The following is a 21,251-nucleotide window of genomic DNA, read 5'->3' as shown; positions in this document are numbered from 1 at the left end:
ATTGATGATGTATTTCCATTCTATATACTGCCCGCGCATTAATAAACACTGGTGATGGAAATGTCTAAAGCAAAAGTGCTCATAGTCGAAGACGACCAAGAGATCGCACGTTTAACAACTCTATATCTTGAAGCTGAAGGTTATCTGGTTGAGGTGGTTAATGAAGGTAACTTGGCAGTACAAGTGATTCGAGACGTAGAGCCAGATTTAGTGCTTTTAGACTTGATGCTACCTGGACTAAGTGGTGCACAGGTTTGTCGACAAGCTCGTGAGTTTTATAACGGTATTATTCTCGTACTGACAGCATCTGCTGACGAGATGAGTGAAGTTAGCTTGTTTAAGTTTGGTGCCGATGATTACGTAACAAAGCCGATTCGAGGTCATGCTTTGTTGGCGCGCATTGAAGCATTATTGCGCCGAGCTTCATCTAGCTCTCAATTGGAGAGTAATGCTGAGAAGAGGTGCGATATCGTCGTTAATCCGACAATTCAAAGTGCAACCTTGTATGGTCAGGATTTACAGCTCACTTCCGCTGAGTTCGAAATCTTAAACTTGTTAGTGAATAATTTTGGTCAAGTTGTCACACGAGATCAATGTTGCCAGCTGTTTCGTGGGATTGATTATGCGTTCAACGATCGCTCGATTGATATGAGAATCTCTGGTCTACGACGTAAATTGCGTAATCATGCTAAAGACAAACAACTGATTAGAACAGTAAGAAACAAGGGGTACATGCTTGTTTCGTAAAGGTGTTGTCCGCAAGCTAGGAAATGTTTCGATGTTCGCTAGGCTCTATATTGGGATCGTGACAGGGATTATTGCAACGATCTACCTGTTTCTCAGTTTAGGTGAAGGACATATGCGCCGGACAGAGATTGAAACGTTTCTTAATGACGGATCCTATTTTGTTGAGCAGTATATTCATCAACATAATCATCCTACGTCACTATACAGAGAGTTAGACAAAACCGGCTATCAGCAATTCTACATTTTTAATCTTCGTCTTATTGAAAATTGGGATGGCCAAGCTCCATGTTTGAGCTGTACTCATTTCACGACACTGAATGGCGTGCCAATTTACCTCAGTGATCGGAATCTCTACTCTGCGGTATTTCAGCTTCCTAATTCAAAGCACAGCTTTGTGTTTAGTGAGGTCGGTGACTTTTTTTCTCCCGCCATAGAGTGGTATGAAGATTCAGAAAGAAACTTTCTGATCGCATTGCTTATTGCTGTCATTATCGCTATTGGGGCAAGTATCTATATACCTGTTCGCCGTTTTCAAGAGCGGATAGAGCTTTTGGTAGAAAAACAGCAGCAATTTGGTCGAGGTAGACTGAGTACCCGTTCTGATATAGATGATATTCACCCTATATCAGAATTAGCCAACAGTTTTAATCTGATGGCTGAGGAGATCGAGAGTAAGGTCAAGCAGAATCATATATTTGCTCAAGCTATTCCTCATGAAGTGCGAACGCCTTTGAGTCGGATTCAACTTGCGACTGATCTTTTGCGCAGAGGGGCGCCGGCTGAACAGCAACTTTTGTTCGATGATATTGATGGTTATATTGGTGATATTGATCAGCTTACGTCTGAAATTATCATGCTCTCTAAGTTGAACGTTATCGACAACGAGTATTTCGATTTAATCACGACGAGTTGTAATTTAGTTGACCACTGTTTGGATCGCATTCGTTACTCAGAGATTGAAAATGTTGAGTTTGAGTCGTTTGTTATCAATAGTTTTGCCACTAAGTGCGACTGTACTATGGCTCGATTGGTGCTGGACAACATCCTAAAAAATGCAGGAAATTATACGCGCGATAAAGTTTGGGTGACGCTGGACGAAAACTCCGAAAGTTGGCTGATACAAATCGAAGATAACGGTGATGGAATTCCTGAAGACAAGCGTGATGAAGTTCTATTGCCTTTTGCGCGTCTTGATCAAAGTCGAACAGCTAAAACAGGTGGGTTTGGTCTAGGGTTAGCTATCGCAAATGCTGCAGTGAAAAAGATGAGGTGGCAGCTTAAATTAGAGGACAGTGTTCACGGTGGAGCAAAGTTCATTATTATTGTTCCTAAACGTAAGGCCGACAGTAATTCCTGATTTAGAGTTAATGTACAAATAAAGTGCTGTTCAGTCTTTCTTTGAATTTATTTCATTCGTGTAAGTATAAGTTTTCGTGATCGGAATTAATATTTCGATTTCGATAGTAAAACAGGAGGGGAATATTTACCCCTCCTAAGCTTCAATTATTCAAAGCAGATTATTATTCGCGTGTTAATCCGTAAATAGCATGGTCGACAACTCGACCATTTAAATTTTCGCTTCGAGTAATGATTCCCTCAAGTTTACATCCAAGTCGTTCACAAACCGCTCGACTTGCGCTGTTCTCGACGGCTGCCGAGATCTCTACTTTCTCCATCCCTAGCTCTTCAAACGCTATCTGAATGAGTTTGCGAACGACCTGCGTGACAATGCCTTTACCTTGTTGATGCTCGGACAACCAATAACCGACAGTGACTTTTTTCAGATCGTGACTGATGGTATTAAAGCTACAATTACCAACGATGTTATTTTGGTAAACAATCGCGCAGGTCATGCTTTTTCCTTCTGCATAGTCGTGGAGCGAGCGCTGTATAAATATACGAAAGTCTTGTTCGGTTTTACAATGAGTTGGCCAAGCAAGCCATTGCCCTAAATAATCAGACTGTGTTGATACCAGCTCTGCATAATGAGAAGCAAAGCTTTCCTGTATTAGCGCAATTGAAATATCGTCGTTGATTTTTATTTGAAACATCGTGTCCTCATTAACAGCGTTAAGGTCATTATACTTTGGTACTAGTTTGCTCTTTATACCCTTACCTGTCTAATTTTTATGCAATCTGTGGCACGAAAAGTTTGTTATACGTTATTCATGTCACGAAACTCAATAAACCTTACATAATTTGTGACTATGCATTCAAGTAATCGATTAGTATTGCCTCCAATAAATATAAAAATGATAAAAACTAGGCTTAATTTATGAATTTGTACTGCCAGAACGTGACGGTAGATTTGCGTAAAGCGCTATTTGGTATTGCTAAGGCTTTGGATAATGTCGGTTTTGAGAGTAAACATCACGGACAAAGAGTTGGGTACATCGCGTATCGATGTGCACTGAGTGTAGGTTGGGAAGAAGAGCAAGCCCAACTTGCCTTTTCGCTTGGGCTTATCCACGACTGTGGAGTGTCTCAGATAGATGAACAGCTCAGCCTCATCGCTGAATTTATACCAGACTCTACGCATCACCACTGTAAGAAGGGCTATCAGATACTCAAAGAGTGTCCGGTACTCTCCATCTTTGCTAAACCTGTGCTATATCACCATACTCCGTGGAATGAACTGAAAGATTTACCAATTAGTCAACTAGAGAAAGAGCTAGCAGCCGTTGTGATGCTAGCGGATCGGGTCGATTACCTATGCGGTGTCGCGTCTGCAGACCGTTTTGGTAACCTAACGCCTGCTGGCAAGACTTACATTATTGAGCGCTTAACTGAACAGGCAGACCTTTTGTTTGAGACCAACCTGGTTCAGCACATGTGTGAGTTGGTCGATACTGATGATTTCTGGTTCTCTATGGATGTGTCCTACATTCAGATCATGAGCGACAGGTTTGAGCCAGTCCCGTTCTTTTCTCAGCAAATGTCACTAGATGAGACGGTCGCTTTCGCAGAGTTCATTGCCAACGTGGTCGATGCTAAGAGCTCTTTTACGTTTAAGCATTCGTTGAAAGTAGGGCAGTTGTCAGAGTACCTAGGGAAACAGTTAGGTTACTCCTATACAACGCAGAGAAAACTATATCTGGCTGGACTCGTGCACGATATCGGTAAGCTGCAAACGCCACGAGAGATCTTACATAAGCCGGGGCCTCTTACTCCAGAAGAATACTGTTGTATTAAGCGACATGCGACAGACTCGCGCTTTGCTCTGCATGAGTTATTTAGTTCGCCGCAAATTTGTGAGTGGGCTTCCAACCACCACGAGCGTCTTGACGGCTCGGGCTATCCGATGGGTAAAACGGCCGAGCAGCTTGATAGGCCAAGTCGGATTGTGGCGGTTGTTGATGTATTTCAAGCGTTAACACAATCTCGTCCTTATCGCCCAGGAATGAGCTTAGAGCAAACGTTGGCGATATTGGAGGATCATGTGCAAAACCACAAACTCGATGCAGAAGTTTTCAACTGCTTAAAAAAACACGCGCAATACTGCTTTGAATTGTCAACTGACAAGTGTCGTGATGTACAGGTTAGCGCAACTTTTTAACGATGTTTTTTTACAAAGCTCATCAAATTTGAACGAATTGATGCAATTTTAATCGCGCGATCGTTTGCGTTAAAAAATGTGATGAAAGTCTCATTGAGTTGTTTATACTTCTCTTCCGGTTTTAAGCCGGTGCTTAGCCAATACAAGCCGTCACATGGATATGTGAATGACCCCACGGACCGGACCAGCTGCGTTCCACTGCTTGTATAAGGTGATCTTACATGAACAATTCGTTGTTACATTCGTTAACGTTGTTAACACCCTCTTCGCGTAGCGTATTGCTTGCGATTCTTTGTCCTTTTCCTTTGATGTCATTCGCTTGGCTCATGCTCACTCTTTAAGGATTTCTAGGACAATTTTATGAATATTTTATTTGGTTTTGTTGGTGTTTTTGCACTAATCGCTTGCGCGTATTTGCTATCTGAGAGCCGCTCGGCGATCAACTGGAAAACGGTAATTCGTGCCTTTCTACTTCAAATTAGTTTTGCTGCTTTAGTGCTATATTTTCCTTGGGGACAAATGGCGTTAACAAGTTTAAGTAGCGGCGTATCAAGCTTACTTGGCTTTGCAGATGCGGGTATCTCATTTCTTTTTGGTGGCCTTGCTACTGAAGGGTTTATCTTCGCAGTGCGTGTACTTCCTATTATCATCTTCTTTAGCGCGCTGATTTCTGCACTTTACTATCTGGGTGTGATGCAGAAAGTAATCCAAGTTCTAGGTGGTGCTGTTCAGAAACTGTTGGGTACGAGTAAAGCAGAGTCTTTGGTTGCTACTGGTAATATTTTCCTTTCTCAAGGCGAGTCGCCACTTCTTATTCGTCCTTTCTTAAAATCAATGACTCGTTCAGAGCTATTCGCAGTGATGGCTGGTGGTATGGCATCGGTCGCGGGCAGCGTGTTAGGGGGGTATGCTGGTCTAGGTGTTGAACTTAAGTACCTTATTGCAGCAAGCTTTATGGCCGCGCCGGGTAGTCTACTAATGGCTAAAATTATTGTGCCTGAACTTGATACACCAAGTAGTTACGACAATATTGAACTAGACAAAGCTGACCAAAGTAATGTGATCGACGCGTTAGCAAGTGGCGCAATGAACGGTATGAAAGTGGCGGTTGCGGTTGGTACTATGCTGATTGCTTTCGTTAGTGTTATCGCGATGGTGAACACAGGTCTTGAGAGCTTAGGTGAAGCGGTTGGCTTTACTGGTATCACTCTACAAGCGGTATTTGGTTACCTATTCTCACCATTGGCGTGGGTTATCGGCATTCCAAGTGATGAAGTGCTAATGGCAGGCTCTTACATTGGTCAAAAGATCATTATGAATGAGTTTGTTGCTTTCATCGATTTCGTCGAGAACAAAGCGTTACTTTCAGAGCACAGCCAAGTGATCATCACGTTTGCATTGTGTGGCTTTGCGAACATCGGTTCTATTGCGATTCAATTAGGTTCTATCGGTGTTATCGCTCCTGAGCGTCGTGCTGAGGTGGCAAACCTTGGTCTTAAAGCGGTTGCAGCAGGTACATTGGCTAACCTAATGAGCGCATGCTTAGCGGGTATCTTTATCTTGCTATAACCTGCGGTTACTCTTTCTCTCAGTTGCCGTCTTTATGACGATGCGAGAGCAGCAGAGTAGAACCATATATCTATTTAACGGGCACTTGGGTTCTCCCCTTAAGTGCCCGTTTTTTTGTTTTTGCGTTGTTCACTATGGAAAAATCAGTATCGCTCATAAGGGGAATAGTGAGGTCAATCTATCTCGTATATACTTCGAAGGTGCTTAACCCTAGAAGCGCTGTTTTATCCTGCTATTTAAGAAAGGCTTTTTATGAAAACAAGAGTATGTATTGGCTTGCTGTTTGCTACTTCATTAATATCAGCTCTGATTTTTTTGTTGGCGGGTGATAGCCATTTTCCAGTGACGCAGTGGCCTAAAGAAGCGTATCTAGGTTTGGTATTTAGCGTGGTCTGGGGTGGCGGTGTAATGGCAAGTGTCGCTTACGTTTTTTCTGCGATGGTTTTTATCACGGTAGCTGTGGTGGGCTATGCCATTGGCTACAAGGTTGGCAGTTATTTACCAACCTGTAGCGACACGAAGTAATGCACTGGTTAGATCGACTCCGAATATATTGGTATCACAGAAAGCAATCCAAATGCTGGCCTGAAAATGGCGCTCGTTCTCTTGGTTGGACTGATAGAGCTTCTCAATATGCTCGTTTTTCCGTTATAGCTAATCATGTCGAGTTTGATGGGCAGACCGTACTTGATCTAGGTTGCGGGTATGGCGACTTGTATCCGTTCTTGACGGCGCAATATGCAATTCGGTCTTATCTTGGGGTGGAACAGCATTCGGCGTTTTATCAGCAGGCCAAAGCACGATATCAAAATGCCACCTGTGCCTTTAAGCGCGGTGACATCAGTACAATTTCCTTGAGACCCTATGATGTGGTTGTGGCGAGTGGTTCATTGAATTATGCCTCAAGAAATGAACACTATCTTACCTCGATGATCATAAGAATGTATGCGTTGGCGAATAAAACGCTGGTGTTTAACCTGCTAGACAAAGATTATTATCCAACTCGGCAGTTGCTTGTCAGCTATCATCCACAAGGGGTTTATCGATTCTGTAAAACACTGTGTGAAGATGTCAGGCTAGTCGAAGGCTATTGCGATGGTGACTTTACGATTGTAATGAACAAAGCGAAGTGAACCGCAAGCGGAAGTAACGTAAAAACAATCACCCAATGAAATAAACCCAAGCAGAGAAAGCTTGGCTTTGTTGTATAGAGTTGAGTGCTGAGCAACTGTAATTCGAGTCCTTAGTTTGACTTGTTCTCCACTAAACCATAAGGCAGACTTTTGAATACTTCCGGATGCTTTTGGAAGGTTGGCGCTTCATTCACCTGTTGCCAGTCGAGCAGCATAATAGCGAGAACGTTCCGATGCTCACCATACTCTAAATCAAAATCCCCCGTTATAGATGGAATCATGCCTTGTTCTTTATCGATAGAGGCTTGAATGGCAAGGCGTGTTTTTTCTACTACGGGATCATTTTCTAAGCCTGCCAGTAAGAAGGTTATACCTACTTCAGCAATCACATCTTCTTTGGCACGCAGAAGTATTGTGTCGATGTTTTGTCGGAAGTAATCATAAATCCATTGATGTTCTTTTTCGCTGACTTGATGTTGGTAATACTCTGAATCTCCGAAAATGATATGCGTCATTCCGTAGATCTTATTACCGAACTGCTGAGTCGAGAGTTTCTTGTCCTGGCTGTCAGGGTAAGTGGCCCTGAACGTTTTAACAAACTCGTCAACGACATCTTGTTCACCTAACTGACGCAACCAATACACTTGATTTGCGAGTTGTGCAGCCCAAGCTTTGATCATCTCTTCGTTGGTCACGTATTTAGAGAAGTCATAGCGACGGATAATTTCTCGCAGCTTGGCGTCATTTTTATGCTCTAACCCGTACTCGTTAGCACGAGCCATTGAACCAAGTAGATCAACCCCTAAGAATAGATATTCTGGCATGTGCTTAGTGATGTTGTAGCGTCGAACACTGCGCTCATCTTCATCATCAACATACGATGCGATGCGCTTCTCAGAGTAGAGAACAATTTGCTCTTGGGAGTAAACATCGTTAGAAAGTCGACTCAGTTTGCTGGCAACACGTGCCATGTCACTCCAAACAGCTGCCGTGTATTTTTCATCTTGCGTTTGACGAAACATACGAACGCCGTAATGTCCCTCTTTAAATGCAGACAGCGTGTAAAGTTGGCTTTCGTATGTGTGTTTAATGAGATCTGCTGAGGCTTTGAAGCTTTGTTTTTGTGATCCTATGAGCTTGCTTTGGAGGACTCTTTCTTGCGTTGCATCCTTAACGAGAGCATTAGACTGAGCATAGGCACAAGCAATAGTGGAGGCCGATAGCAAAATACACAGTGTTATCGTTTTTAGCTTCATATCAAAGTTACCGAGCAAGGGAGGATAGTTCAAAAATAGCACTGAGCTAAATAGTGAATGTAAGTGTTTAGTCAACTTGTTGTTATCTTTTATAGCTTGGAAATGTCAATTAAGGCAACGTGATAAATTTGATCAAGGTTTATTGTTGATGAAAAGCTCAATATTTACATGTGTTGTTTACAAGTTATGGATTTTTAATCTAGTAAATGCATACTTAAAGCAAACTAGAGCCAAAAGTAGTGATTGATGTTAATTGAGCCTCATCTTACGTCAGTAAAATTACAAAAATAGACAGAGCAGGAGAGAACGAATTATGACGAATCGTTCAGGTAAGCAGTGGTCTGCTAGGATGTTATCTTGTTTATTTTTGATTACGACCATCAGTGCCGTTGAGTTTTTTCACAGAAAGCAGGTAACCTTCTTAAAAAATGAAGCCTTTGCAGAGGCTCAAAAACAGTTGGCGATCGTACGATCACGCATTGAGGCGGTGATCGTTACTGATATGTATCTTCTCAATGGCATGTCCACTCAGGTTGCTATTGCTCCGCGAGCTGATGTCGATGAGTGGAACAAGATCGCCGAAAGTATCATTCGAGATGGTTCTCATATTCAATTGATTGGGTTAGCAAAAAACGATGTACTGAGCTTTGTTTACCCAAAAGAAGGGAATGAAAGCATTTTGGGTATCGACTACCGAGACCACCCAGACCAATGGCGTTCGGTCGCCTTAGCCCGTCAGTTGGAAAGAACCTTTATCTCAGGGCCTTTTGAACTCTTTCAAGGAGGATGGGCATTGATTACCCGAACTCCAATCTTTATGGACCCTCCGTTTAATCATGAGTATTGGGGGGTATCCAGCGCAGTTATAGATTTGGATTCCTTGTTAAAAGATGCAGGCGCAGAGCAATTAGAGGAGCGTTATCACTTCGCCATCCGAGGCTCTAACAGTGCAGGTAAAGATGGCGACGTTTTCTACGGTGACGAGGCCGTTTTTGAATCCGCATTCGCTACAGAAATGGCAAGTTTCCCATATGGTGGCTGGTTTTTAGCTCTGTCAGGTGAAGAAAAGGCACTGGCGGATGTGTCATGGGGGCGCGTAAATATTATGCGTATTATCGGCTATTCTGCACTTCTTTTGGCTTCGTTAGCCTTTTTTACTATCTATCGGCTTTATACCGTCGCTCACGGTCGCGCAATGCACGACGACCTGACGATGTTGCCAAACCGACGTTATTTCATGTACAGCCTCAACCTGGCTTTCAAAGAGGCTAAGCATAGTGGCTCAGAACGTTTTGCGGTGATGAATATTGATCTTGATGGCTTTAAATCAATCAATGATACCTATGGCCATGCTGCGGGCGATAAGGTGTTGGTTGAGGTTTCGAAACGTATTCGCGCAGTACTTCGAAGCTCTGATATCGTGGCACGTATGGGGGGCGATGAGTTCCTGATTCTACTTCCGCGAGTGCATGATGGCCAGAACCTACTATCAATCCGCAGTAAGTTAGAACAAGATATCTGTCTGCGCCCGGTGGAGTTTGATGGGCAAAATATTGCTCTGAATGCCAGTATCGGATGGGCAGCGTACACAGAGACGTTTAACGATGTCGATGAGCTACTAAAAGCCGCAGATAAAAAAATGTATCAGAGAAAGCGCGCAAGTTAATACAAGTCGAATTAGAATTTAGTTGCTGAATTGGGTTAAAAGCCTCAGAATACCGCGCTTTGTAGCGCCATGTTGATCACGATTTAGCGTTACACAGCCCATGCGAACTCCGTACTGAGCTTACCTTTTCGTTAACTGAGACATTATTCTATGAGTTTTACCTCCCTAGGCCTTTCTGCTCCTATTTTAAAAGCGATTGAAGCACAAGGTTATGATAAGCCATCACCTATCCAAGAAAAGGCGATCCCAGCCGTTTTGAAAGGAAAGGATGTCATGGCCGCCGCTCAGACTGGTACAGGTAAAACAGCTGGCTTCACGCTGCCTATTCTTGAGCTTCTTTCTAAAGGTCCACGTGTACGAGCGAATCAAGTTCGCGCCCTAGTTCTAACCCCGACTCGCGAACTCGCTGCACAAGTTAACGGAAGCGTTGTTAAATATGGCATCAACTTGCCTTTGAACTCATCGGTGGTATTTGGTGGAGTGAAGATTAATCCCCAAATGCAGAAGCTTCGCAAAGGTAGCGACGTGCTAGTCGCGACTCCGGGACGCTTGCTTGATCTCTATAATCAAAATGCAGTGCGCTTTGATCAGCTAGAAATCTTAGTCTTAGACGAGGCTGATCGAATGCTAGATATGGGCTTTATTCGCGATATTCGTAAGATCTTAGCTTTTCTGCCCAAAAAGCGTCAAAACTTACTGTTCTCAGCAACATTCTCAGATGACATTCGCAGTTTAGCGAAAGGGCTCGTAAATAACCCTGTCGAGATCTCAGTTAATCCTGCGAATTCGACGGCGAAAACGGTAGAGCAGAGCATTTACCCTGCCGACAAGAAAAAGAAAGCGCCAATGCTGGCTAAGCTTATTAAAGATAATGATTGGCAGCAGGTGTTGGTGTTTAGCAAAACAAAACACGGAGCAAATAAACTGGCTCGTTTTCTTGGCGACCAAGGTATTACAGCTGCGCCAATTCACGGCAATAAGAGCCAAGGCGCTCGTACCAAAGCGTTGGATAACTTTAAAACGGGTCAGGTGAGAGTCTTGGTTGCAACGGATATTGCGGCGCGTGGTATCGATATTCCGCAGCTTCCTCAAGTGGTTAACTTCGATCTTCCTCATGTCTCTGAAGACTATGTACACCGTATTGGACGTACAGGTCGTGCGGGTGAAGTGGGCAAGGCGATCTCTTTAGTATGTGCAGATGAAGCTTCAGAGCTATTTGGTATTGAGCGACTTATTCAGCAAGTCTTAGAACGTCGTGAGTTAGAAGGTTTCAGCCCGGTAAACACATTGCCAGAATCTAAGTTAGATACGCGTCCGATTAAGGCGAAGAAACCGAAAAAGCCTAAGAAGCCAAAGACAGAGCATGCGGACGGACAACGCTCATCAGACAACGCACGTGGTCATAAGCCAGTAGGTAAAAACAAACGCCATGCACCTGGTACAGGCCCAGCGCCTACGCGCAAGCCGGCTGCCGCTCAAAAGGCGCAAGGTGGTGATGACTCTATTAAGAATAATGGGAGCAATTTTAAGCGCAGAAAAGGGAGAAAACCAGCGACTGGTGAAGAAGCAAATGCTAAGCCTGCATCAGTCGGAAAAAAGCCGTCTCCAGCGAAACGCAGCGGTGGCAAAGCTAACCAATCTGGTCAGGGTAAGTCTGGCTATGGCTCAAGCTATGGTCCTAAGGGATCTACGAATAAATCGAACACCGGTAGTCGCAGCAAGCCAAGACCTGGAACGCACAACAAGTAATAAGCTCTCAGATGACGCGGTGCTAGCCTAAGAAACAACAACGCAAACTGATTTAATCATGTTTGCGTTTTTTTTGGTCTTAAGAAATAGGCTTTTGTTTTCAATATATTACGTAAGCTGTATCTATTTTAGGTGAGAGGTCGTTGAAAAATTGTTTATCAAGAGGGGCTATTGATTCTTAGTAATAATAACATAATCACTAGCGTAATTAGTGTAATTTGCAAAATGCAATTTCATATTGCAAATTACTAAGCTATAAACGACTAATAAGTGTGCGGATGCGTAGTAAAATGGGGCTTTGAAAAGTTGGCACACATAGTGCATTACTTATAGTGACCCTTCTTAAGCCGAGGGTCACCTAGCCAACTGACGTTGTTAGTGAACCTTTATTGTTCACATAAAATATATAGCCAATCACGTTTATTGTGGTTGGTTTTTTTTTGCCTGCAGTTTTTATGTTAATGCTTTGGTTATAATTAACGTTCCCCGCATTTTGAATAACAGCTTGGCTGACGTGGACACTCCCCACCTCGCGAACAAATAAGTCTCGCTTCTGCTTCAATCCCACGTTCAATCCAGTTAATGTTAAGAATCTTAGCTATAGTCGTAAGGTCTTTCTTGATGTTACGTGGAATAGCAACTGACCCGCCATTGTTAACACAGGATGCTTTAAGCTGTTCAGCTATTTCTCGCGAATTACCGCCTTGCGCATCAATAGCAGGGTTTAGGTCGATACCTGCACACAATACACGGTTGTTACCCGCTGGGTCAGTCATATTGATGGATTCACAACAATAGATTCTTGGTTCGTCACCCACATTTAAAATTGAAATTTGAGCTGAACTGCCATCTCTAGGCTCTGATAATCGACGAAACACTGCCCAGTGCTGACATGGGTCTGCGACCGTTCGCATATTGCCCCACGGAAGCGGGATTCCGTTTCCACGATATACTGCCTTGAGCTTGCCCGGTCCATAAGCATCAAAGTAGTGCCAATGAGGGTAAGGTGATACTACCGTCATTCTTCGCATCGCAACAGAGGGGGAAACCCCCGCTCTTTTATGTACATCGATCTCGTAGCCAGTTCTGTCTAGGAGTTGTCGAAAGGGAACTTTTGGACAAAGCAGGGCACCCGCAAAGAAGCTTGATTCGAAGTCTCGCCATGCTTGCAGAATATCTTGTGAGTTAAGCTGGGAAGAGGTTTTGTTTTGGGCATCGTCCCAAGTGTTGTTATTGCCTACAGAAAGCACGCTCTTTAGCCCTTCTTTGCTATGCAAAATGCAGTGTCCAATATAAACAGCAAGATCGTACTTGAGGCGGGTTGGGTACTCCTTGAGGATCTCATTGAGGTAAATGGTGCCTGGAGGCTCGAAAAATGATGTGACCAACTGTTTTGCGTTTATCCCTAGCTCGTCCACTACATCCTGCGGGGTGCGCGTTACCCAGCGAATCTGTATCCCCAAGCTGCGAGCAATATCGATTAGGTCTTCAACACTCAAATTAAGACGTTTTAGCCCAACCTCTTCGGCTGCGCGTTCCAAGTCTGGAAAGTGGTTTTGGTTGCTTTCTTGATGCGCTCGAATGAGTAGGTGGGCAAATTGCCGTCCAGAAATGCCCGTTTGTGAGAGCATTTCTGGAATGGCAATCTGAAGAATGTCGTTAGAGAACAAAAAGCTAGGCTCTAAAGCCATTCCGTTTATTCCGCCGCGATTTCCTTTGTCTGGCGTTATCGCTTGTTGCTCTGGTTCATCGTCCAAAAACCAAGTGGGATTTTTCTGAAACACTTCTGCGATCACTTCGAGCATATCGATACTCGGGACGCGCTTTCCTCGCTCAATCATCGAGAGATAAGAGACCGAAGGGGCGTACTCAGGGTTCACTCTAATGCAACGCGCAGAGAGATCTTCCATCGTTAAATGGTTGCGTTTCCGTAGGTTACGTATCTTTGTACCTAGGAAGTGAGATTGACGAACTAAACTTTTTGACAAGGCCATATTTGTAAAATTCACATTGTAAAATTTTTGTTGTGAAATTGTAGGTAAAAAAGCGCTAGTCTACAAACTAAGCAATTCACAAAATGACGAAGAAATTAAACGTTTGTTTGGAATAATTGCTCTAGGACACACATTTGCTATGAAAATCGATGACTTTTCATCGGACTGGTCAAGAGGGAAAGACTATGAATATGCTGACATTCGATAAAACTGAAATCCAAAAACAATCCAAGCCATTTATCGCTGAAGCTGTCTTTGCCGTAGAGACGATCAGTGCAAACCAGCAAACGGAAAAACAGATCAAAGCGAAACAGCTTTTGGATCGTCTATTTCCATTGGAGAATGGTTCCCATCAGGATGTAACCAGCTATGTAATCGATTACAATCATATCATGGCATATTTCAAAGACGGCCGACATAGTGGGCTTAAACATCCTAAGCAGTTTGTTGCTTACATGGGTGAGAAATGTGACCCAGATTCAATTTTGTTCCGCGATGGAAGTGGCAGCCACCTTGAAGTCATGCTTGGTTGCCACAAAGGGACAGGGCGTATTGAGCTGGTCGATATTGATGATATTCAGTTAGAAACTTGTACGACTTTCGGTCATTCACCAATGGAAGCGGCTCAAGATGAACAGTGTGAGACGTCAGCATTACGTCACTGGATCAGTTTGGTTCAAGGCGATGAGAAGGGTAAACCCAAAGCAAGCAGTGAAGACAAAGAGTTTCGTGCAAAAAGTGGCGAGGATTACTGCCTAAATTACTGCTACAACATATAAGTGTATTAGATGCTCACAACGAGATGATACCAACTGACTGATGTGTAGAATGCAACGACAAAAATATCAAAGCCCCGTTTAACGCAGCGGGGCTTTGTCTAATACTGAGGCAAGCTCATCCAGTGTCGTCTTATAAAAAGCGCTTGAGCGATAGTGATGGCTTCTCGAGTGATACTGATGACTTACAGTGGCATCACTCGATTTCGACCCAGAGATTTGGCCTCGTATAGAAGCTTATCCGCACGCTCGATTAATGAGTCAGCCGTCTCGTTGGGCTGTAGCTCCGCCACACCGAATGACGCGGTGATATTACCTACCTGCTCACCACTGCGACGATCTTTAATCGAAAGCTTCTCTAATGAACGGCGACTGGTATCAGCAATTTGACGAGCAATGCGCAGTGACTTATTAGGAATGATCATTGCGAATTCTTCACCGCCAAAGCGATAGGCTGAGATGCCGTCACGACAAGCGACTTTTAGTTTACGAGCAATGCCTCTTATAACTGTATCGCCAAACAGGTGACCATAGGTATCGTTAAAGGTTTTAAAGTGGTCAATATCCAGCAGTACTAAGCTCAGTGCTTGATCGGACTCGCACAACATCTGCAGATCTTTATTGAAGGAGCGACGGTTATAAAGTGTGGTTAGACTGTCAAAAAGTGCGTCTTTTTGAACCTCAACTAACTGATTTTTTAGTTTACTGATCTCGGAAGTCGCGGCATTTAACTGAGAATTAAGAAATTGGGTTGAGTGACGGATATTTTGCGACTCAGAAACTAACTGACGAACAAGAGACATAACCTCATCTATCGACATGCTGTTGTTCTCGACTTGGGATAAGTCTTCAAAGCTCTTGTCGATCATTTCAGAGAATGCAGATGTATCGGTCAGTGTGTCGTTCATTGAACTCGATACTTCAGAAACCAACAGCTCTAGATTGGCGCGCAAATCATTGATGGTAGTTTCGGACTTACTCGCAACATATTCGTTGTAGAGTTGTTCACCCAGTGCCGGTGGACAGATACCATAATGTTCTAGTACGCCGTCCATATCTTTGTTGAGTTGTGGGATGGCGTTGTCGACATAGGTGTACCACAGGGCGTAGTTCGCAGGTGTGGTGGACACTCTATTTTTCATCATAAGTGGCACCGCTTTCTTTAAATTTGCGGTGGATTTCTGAAATTCGTCTTTTTTCATTATCTTACTTGCAGATATGTAAACCAGCTAAATCTAACGTGGATTCAAGACTAGCGGATTTTCACTCTATTTGCTTTAAAAATTATGCAATTAATGGATGCGGGTTATATAAATTACCCTATTTTTTTGAGGCTTTTATGTTTTTAAGTGTTTGTTGAGTAAAGCATCACCAAACGAGGCTATGAGATGTTGGCGCAACAAGTAGATCTGGGCGAGAGTGATAAAGGGGGCGAGCAGAAACAAAAAAGCGCCGGTAGAAACCAGCGCTTTAAAATCTTTTTAGCTAAAAGCTATTATTGAGCAACAACGTTAGCTGCTTGTAGGCCTTTTTGACCGTTTTCAACTTCGAAAGAAACCTTTTGGCCTTCTTTCAGAGTTTTGAAACCTTCAGAAACGATAGCACGGAAGTGAACGAATACGTCAGCACCGCCGTTATCTTGAGAAATGAAGCCGAAACCTTTCTCTTCGTTAAACCATTTTACAGTACCAGTATTTGTGTTAGACATAATTTGTCCCTTATTCAAAAAATTACTAAATTGTTGATTGCATTAATGCAATGCGCTGATAATTGAATTATTTAATATTGCTAAGAAATAAGGAAAAACTACTTACAAAAACGGGTAACGATTTTACTTGTCAATTTTACTTTGGTTCTAACTTAAATAACTCCGGCTAACAGAGCAAGAGCATGTTAACACAGTCTGCATCTTTGTACACACATTCATTACGAATTTGGCGACTTTTTTGCCTCTTAGGGCCGAAAAAATAAGGGCTTGCTGCATTTTCAGCGGCTACTTTTTCACTCTAATCGACAAACAAAAAGGAAGCGCACCCGCTCCTTTCCTATCAGTGTAGACGATACTAACGTTTAAAGTTAATTGCTTCTGATTTATCTAGGTTGATTTTGGTTTGCGCAAGCTGTGTTTCTGCGATCACCTTACCATGTCGCACAGAGTACTGAACCGGTACTTGGCGACGCACAGCATCAAAACCATTGTCAGCAGGAAGAATCAACAGGCTGCCAGGTTTACCCACTTCAATGCCAAACTGATCTTGGATATTCAGTGTGCGAGCTGAGTTCTTGCTGATCAAATCTAATGATTGGTTGATTTGATCGTAACCCATCACCTGCGTTACGTGCAGACCCATATGCAGTACTTGCAGCATATTCGCTGTACCCAGTGGATACCACGGGTCAAAAACATCGTCGTGACCAAAACAGACGTTGATGTTTGAAGCGAGCATCTCTTTTACTCGTGTTACACCTCGGCGTTTCGGGTAATCATCGAATCGGCCTTGTAAGTGAATGTTCACTAATGGGTTTGCTACGAAGTTGATCCCTGACATACGTAGGAGGCGGAATAGGCGAGAGGCGTAAGCACCATTGTAAGAACCCATTGCGGTCGTGTGGCTCGCCGTAACTTTGTCACCCATGTCAAACTTATGTGCAAGAGCGGCTAAGGTTTCAACGAAGCGAGACTGTTCGTCATCGATTTCGTCACAGTGAACGTCAATTAGGCGGTCATATTTACGTGCAAGTTCAAATACATAATGGAGAGACTCAACGCCGTATTCACGAGTGAATTCGAAATGAGGAATCGCACCGATGACATCGGCACCGAGCTGAACCGCCTCTTCAAGCAGCTCTTTGCCGTTCGGGTAAGAAAGAATGCCTTCTTGAGGGAATGCAACGATCTGGATGTCAACCCACTCTTTCATCTCTTCACGAACGTCAATCATCGCTTTAAGCGCGATAAGTGTCGGGTCTGAAACATCGACGTGAGTTCGAACGTGTTGCACACCGTTAGCAATTTGCCATTTCAGTGTTTGTTTCGCGCGCGCTTTTACGTCTTCGATTGACAGTAACTCTTTGCGCTCCGCCCAGCGTTCGATACCTTCAAAAAGCGTACCTGAGATATTCCAGTTTGGTTCACCGGCTGTCTGAGTCGTATCAAGGTGGATGTGTGGTTCACAAAAAGGAGTAACCGCAATGCCACCTTGAGCGTCGAGAGTGTCGCCTTGATGAGCAATCTGATCATCATTGTCTAGAATGCGACTGAATTGACCATTTTCAATCAGAATTTGTTTCAAGCCATCTTGGTCTTGAAGCTTCGCGTTCTTGATCAATAAAGTAGTCATAGTTTTTCCTTAAGCCGTCTGAGATTTCATAGCGTTTTTGTTGATAAAAGGGTTGAGCACTAGGTAGCTAATAGCACCGCCTAATACAGCGTTGATAGGAACAACACCTGGTAGGAAGTGACCTGCAGCAACACCAATTGCAACCGCGATAATGCCAGCCCAATTCACGGTTTGGAACTCTGCTTTTGCAAAATCTTTGTAGCGTTTACGGTTAGCAAAGAAATCGGAGATGATTACACCACCAATCGGTGGTATCGCTAACGATAGGAACGTTAGCCAACCTACAAAGTTGTTGTATAACCAGAGTGCGAAAATCGTACCGATGATGCCGTTAATGATCGACATTAGTGTACTAGAGCGACCTGTGATGTTTGAGAAACCTAGACCCGATGCATACAGCGCGTTTTCATTGGTCGTCCAAATGTTCAGACCTAACACGATAATAGCAGGAAGCAGTAGACCTTGAGCGATCATCACATCAGAGATGTCAGACTGGCCTGTTGCCGCCGCACCCGCTGCCCCAAAAATGAACATTAGCGAGTTACCGATGAAGAAAGCGATCATAGTAACCAGCACTGCGCTTGCAGGTTTTTTACCAAAGCGCACAAAATCGGCAGTGAGCGTACCTGCACTAACGAAAGAGCCTACAACCATAGCGAGCGCCATTGAGAAGTCCATTGGTGTTTCTGGTTTGATAAGCTGAAGTTGTTCCAAGCCGCCAACGCTATCTACAGCCGTCATCACTGAGTAGCCACCTAAGATTGCAATTGCAGGAACAGCAACTGCCGATAAGACCATCAATGCTTTGATACCAAAATACACTGTCGCCGTCATCAATAAACCAGAAACGATAATTAGGGTGTTGGTATCGATGCCGGTCGCTTTTTGTACAGGGATTGCGAACATTGCTACGCCAACGCCGAACCAGCCTACTTGTGTGCCGCCAAGGAGAGCAGAAGGAAGCCAAGAGCCTTTAGTACCAAAAGAGAATCGAGCGAGAAGGTGAGTTGAGAGGCCAGTAGAAGAGCCGATGTAGCCAAGAAAAGAAGTGTAAATACCAAGGATTAGATTGCCAATGAGAACGGCGAGGAAGAAATCATTGAAGGTGAGACCAGTACCGAGTGAACCGCCTGTCCACATACTTGCGGAGAAGAAAGTCAAACCTAACATTACCATTGTTAATGAAGCGACTCCTTTCCTAGCCGATGTTGGAACCGGCCCTAGACTGTAGTTGTTATCCGCAGCCATATTTTACCTCCGCAATTGATCAATTAAATTAATTACGCCCGTCATATTTCAGACAAACGTGCGCATTATGGTGATATAAACCACAGAGTCAATGATGTTTTTGTCATTAAGTTGTTTAAAAATCAGCGTGGTGTTTTTATTTTCAATACAAACAATTAGTTAGTGGTTCTTGTTTTTTTGAATTATTTATAACGAAAACGTTTTCTACTAGTAGTTATGTTTCTTTTGGAAGGGATTGGTTATAAAAATAACTTGTTATTGGAATGAACGGATGTCTGTAAATTGTTGCAAGGTTTTAGATAAAAAAATAGCCAACTGCAAAATGGCAATTGGCTTATATATAGTGTGAACAATAAAGGTTCACTAACAACGTCAGTTGGCTAGGTGACCCTCGGCTTAAGAAGGGTCGCTATATGATATGCAGATAGTGTGCCAACTTTTACAGGCCCATTTTCGGCTGTTTTATATCAATTTGATGCGTAGTTGACCTTGGATTTTGCAATTTGCAACTCCAAATTGCAAATAGCTTACAAATGCAATGTGTTGAGTAGGAAAATGCCTGTCAAATATTGACCTTGTTACTCTTTAGTTTGGAAGTACTGGTCCGTTATATCGAGTAGAAGAAGTACAGCTGAGATTTCATTCGAATAATGATGCCACGTATGGCGTCTAAGAATGCCATAAAACTAATGGGTTTCTCGCCACTTACCCATGCAAGGCCAACTGATCCGACGGGGATGTCATAGCCTTCCGTTTCCTCAATCTTCAAACGAACGAAATGATGCTTGTTCTGTAGGTTCTTGCCTGTCGTTGTTCTAACCGATTCGTCCATACCTAATAGCGTTGCTTGCGCTTCGCCAGTCGCCTCGACAATGCCTTCAACGGTTGCCGAAAAGATCTTACCTGGGTATACCGCTGTCGCAAACTCCGCAGGCTGACCCACTTTAATGTTCCGAATCGCTTGGTGATTCACTCGCATCAGTACGTACTTCTCTTCGGTGTACATCTGAATACGTGGCATCATCGAAACACGTTGACCTTCACGAAGAATAAAGTTGGTAACAAAGCCGTCTGTTGGGGCGGTCACCTTAGTGCTTTTTAGATCCCATTCCGCTTGAGCTAATGTAGAGCTAGCTGTGTCCACATCAGTCTGCTTTTTAGTGACATTGGTTTCTGCTTTTTGAATATTGAGTTTAGCGTTTTCGGCATCGACCTTTTTCTTACTAAGTTCAGACTTCAATGTGGTTAGGCTGTGTTTGGCCAAATCGACAGTAGCGGTTTGTTGATCGATGTCCGATTCCGTAATCGTATGCTCTACCACGCTGTTCTGGCGTAAATAACGCTTAAGAGTCTTTTCTTGCAATACAAGGTCGGTTTTCGCAGATTCAATTTTTGCTTCAGTTGAATGGATATCTTCAAGTGACGACTGATACGAAATCTTCGCGATATCGACTTCTTGATGAGCAGTTTCTAGAGCAACCTGCGCAGATTCAAGTTGGATCTTTGCCTTGTCACGAGCGATAACATATTTGGTGTCATCAATTTCATAGATTAGCTGACCTTCTTTTACATCTTGGTTTGGCGTGATATGAACCTTAGTTGTTTTACCAGACACTGCAGTCGAATCTGGTCGCAATTGAATATGTGGTGATTGAACCACTGAGCCGCCCGACAGATCCATCGGGGTATAGTTAATCAATCCAACCCATACAAACAGCAACCACGATGTACCCCCTAAGTAAGCGAACGCTTTGGTTCCCTTGTTCCAAGGCATACCGACTAATCTAAGCAGATAAATGAAAAGAGCCCAAATAGCTAAACCTTCTAACATGCTGGTGTCTCCTTGTTATTCTCATTCTCTTGATCTGCTGTTTTCTCTGGCGAGGGTGCTCGCCAAGTATCCCGCAAATTGATGATTGCTTTTTCCATGTCGACAAATGCGAGGATCACAGCCAGTACCCATACCCAATGCCAGATAAACCCGATCCAGGTGAGCGCAGTGATCAGCCCCAGTTGGTGATGTTCTTTACTGTGCGCTTTATTAATTGGCAATTCATGAACTCGCCAGAAACCGTAACCTGCAGCAGCAATCGTCGCGATAAGCACAATTCCGGCTACAACGTGAAGTGCTGTATCGGCACTGGTTCCAACAAACGGGACACTAAGAAGACTCATTGATAAACCCTATGTTAACTAAGACACGCAATTGTGAGCTA

18 protein-coding genes are annotated in these 21,251 nt (G+C 43.5%); 9 read left to right on the top strand and 9 right to left on the bottom strand.

Annotated features, from left to right (window positions below):
• Positions 1-60 precede the first annotated feature (60 nt).
• Both vsple_RS16920 and vsple_RS16915 read left to right on the top strand, forming a co-directional pair.
• On the top strand, positions 61-747 hold the full coding sequence (locus vsple_RS16920) for a response regulator transcription factor (protein WP_255232464.1): 687 nt from the start codon (positions 61-63) through the stop codon (positions 745-747).
• 31 nt (positions 748-778) lie between these two features.
• The gene (locus vsple_RS16915; RefSeq protein ID WP_261884046.1) at positions 779-2,104 is read left to right on the top strand and encodes a sensor histidine kinase; all 1,326 of its coding nucleotides are present in this window, start codon (positions 779-781) and stop codon (positions 2,102-2,104) included.
• A 163-nt stretch (positions 2,105-2,267) separates the two neighbouring features.
• Here the strand turns inward: vsple_RS16915 and vsple_RS16910 are convergent, their stop codons facing one another.
• Positions 2,268-2,798, bottom strand: coding sequence for a GNAT family N-acetyltransferase (locus vsple_RS16910; RefSeq protein ID WP_261883965.1), 531 nt, complete (start codon positions 2,796-2,798; stop codon positions 2,268-2,270).
• A gap of 224 nt (positions 2,799-3,022) precedes the next feature.
• On the opposite strand from vsple_RS16910, the gene vsple_RS16905 reads away from it, so the two are divergent.
• The 4 genes from vsple_RS16905 to vsple_RS16890 all read left to right on the top strand — a co-directional run bounded on the left by vsple_RS16905 (position 3,023) and on the right by vsple_RS16890 (position 7,005).
• On the top strand, positions 3,023-4,303 hold the full coding sequence (locus vsple_RS16905; RefSeq protein WP_261883964.1) for an HD-GYP domain-containing protein: 1,281 nt from the start codon (positions 3,023-3,025) through the stop codon (positions 4,301-4,303).
• A gap of 360 nt (positions 4,304-4,663) precedes the next feature.
• Complete coding sequence (locus vsple_RS16900; RefSeq protein ID WP_261883963.1) at positions 4,664-5,872, top strand: NupC/NupG family nucleoside CNT transporter; 1,209 nt, start codon at positions 4,664-4,666, stop codon at positions 5,870-5,872.
• A 252-nt stretch (positions 5,873-6,124) separates the two neighbouring features.
• The gene (locus vsple_RS16895; protein WP_255232469.1) at positions 6,125-6,397 is read left to right on the top strand and encodes a hypothetical protein; all 273 of its coding nucleotides are present in this window, start codon (positions 6,125-6,127) and stop codon (positions 6,395-6,397) included.
• Positions 6,397-7,005, top strand: a complete 609-nt coding sequence (locus tag vsple_RS16890; RefSeq protein WP_261883962.1) for a class I SAM-dependent methyltransferase — start codon at positions 6,397-6,399, stop codon at positions 7,003-7,005. The genes vsple_RS16895 and vsple_RS16890 overlap by 1 nt, the downstream gene beginning before the upstream one ends.
• 110 nt (positions 7,006-7,115) lie before the next feature.
• Here the strand turns inward: vsple_RS16890 and vsple_RS16885 are convergent, their stop codons facing one another.
• Positions 7,116-8,261, bottom strand: coding sequence for a DUF3541 domain-containing protein (locus vsple_RS16885; protein WP_261883961.1), 1,146 nt, complete (start codon positions 8,259-8,261; stop codon positions 7,116-7,118).
• A gap of 313 nt (positions 8,262-8,574) precedes the next feature.
• On the opposite strand from vsple_RS16885, the gene vsple_RS16880 reads away from it, so the two are divergent.
• On the top strand, positions 8,575-9,927 hold the full coding sequence (locus vsple_RS16880) for a sensor domain-containing diguanylate cyclase (RefSeq protein ID WP_261883960.1): 1,353 nt from the start codon (positions 8,575-8,577) through the stop codon (positions 9,925-9,927).
• Positions 9,928-10,077: 150 nt separating this feature from the next.
• The gene (locus vsple_RS16875) at positions 10,078-11,676 is read left to right on the top strand and encodes a DEAD/DEAH box helicase (protein WP_261883959.1); all 1,599 of its coding nucleotides are present in this window, start codon (positions 10,078-10,080) and stop codon (positions 11,674-11,676) included.
• 476 nt (positions 11,677-12,152) lie between these two features.
• Here vsple_RS16875 and vsple_RS16870 read toward each other — a convergent pair whose 3' ends face one another.
• Positions 12,153-13,685, bottom strand: coding sequence for a DUF3612 domain-containing protein (locus vsple_RS16870; RefSeq protein ID WP_255232474.1), 1,533 nt, complete (start codon positions 13,683-13,685; stop codon positions 12,153-12,155).
• Between the two features lie 170 nt (positions 13,686-13,855).
• Here vsple_RS16870 and vsple_RS16865 point away from each other — a divergent pair, with 170 nt between their 5' ends.
• Positions 13,856-14,449, top strand: a complete 594-nt coding sequence (locus tag vsple_RS16865; RefSeq protein WP_261883958.1) for an aldolase/citrate lyase/malate synthase family protein — start codon at positions 13,856-13,858, stop codon at positions 14,447-14,449.
• A 182-nt stretch (positions 14,450-14,631) separates the two neighbouring features.
• On the opposite strand, the gene vsple_RS16860 is transcribed toward vsple_RS16865, so the two are convergent.
• From vsple_RS16860 to vsple_RS16835, 6 genes are all read right to left on the bottom strand, one after another.
• Complete coding sequence (locus vsple_RS16860; protein WP_261883957.1) at positions 14,632-15,648, bottom strand: GGDEF domain-containing protein; 1,017 nt, start codon at positions 15,646-15,648, stop codon at positions 14,632-14,634.
• 293 nt (positions 15,649-15,941) lie between these two features.
• A complete protein-coding gene (gene cspE / locus vsple_RS16855) occupies positions 15,942-16,154 on the bottom strand; it encodes a transcription antiterminator/RNA stability regulator CspE (protein ID WP_004740083.1) in 213 nt (70 codons plus the stop codon).
• Between the two features lie 355 nt (positions 16,155-16,509).
• Positions 16,510-17,787, bottom strand: coding sequence for a cytosine deaminase (locus vsple_RS16850; RefSeq protein WP_261883956.1), 1,278 nt, complete (start codon positions 17,785-17,787; stop codon positions 16,510-16,512).
• Between the two features lie 9 nt (positions 17,788-17,796).
• On the bottom strand, positions 17,797-19,035 hold the full coding sequence (gene codB / locus vsple_RS16845) for a cytosine permease (protein WP_261883955.1): 1,239 nt from the start codon (positions 19,033-19,035) through the stop codon (positions 17,797-17,799).
• Positions 19,036-19,642: 607 nt separating this feature from the next.
• Positions 19,643-20,866, bottom strand: coding sequence for an HlyD family secretion protein (locus tag vsple_RS16840; protein WP_261883954.1), 1,224 nt, complete (start codon positions 20,864-20,866; stop codon positions 19,643-19,645).
• The gene (locus tag vsple_RS16835; RefSeq protein WP_261883953.1) at positions 20,860-21,210 is read right to left on the bottom strand and encodes an MFS transporter; all 351 of its coding nucleotides are present in this window, start codon (positions 21,208-21,210) and stop codon (positions 20,860-20,862) included. The genes vsple_RS16840 and vsple_RS16835 overlap by 7 nt, the downstream gene beginning before the upstream one ends.
• Between the last annotated feature and the right edge of the window lie 41 nt (positions 21,211-21,251).

It is taken from the genome of Vibrio pelagius (genome assembly GCF_024347575.1).
Taxonomy (GTDB): Bacteria; Pseudomonadota; Gammaproteobacteria; order Enterobacterales; family Vibrionaceae; genus Vibrio; species Vibrio pelagius.
The sequence above is the reverse complement of the archived record's forward strand: the minus strand, read 5'-3'. Positions and strand labels throughout refer to the sequence as shown.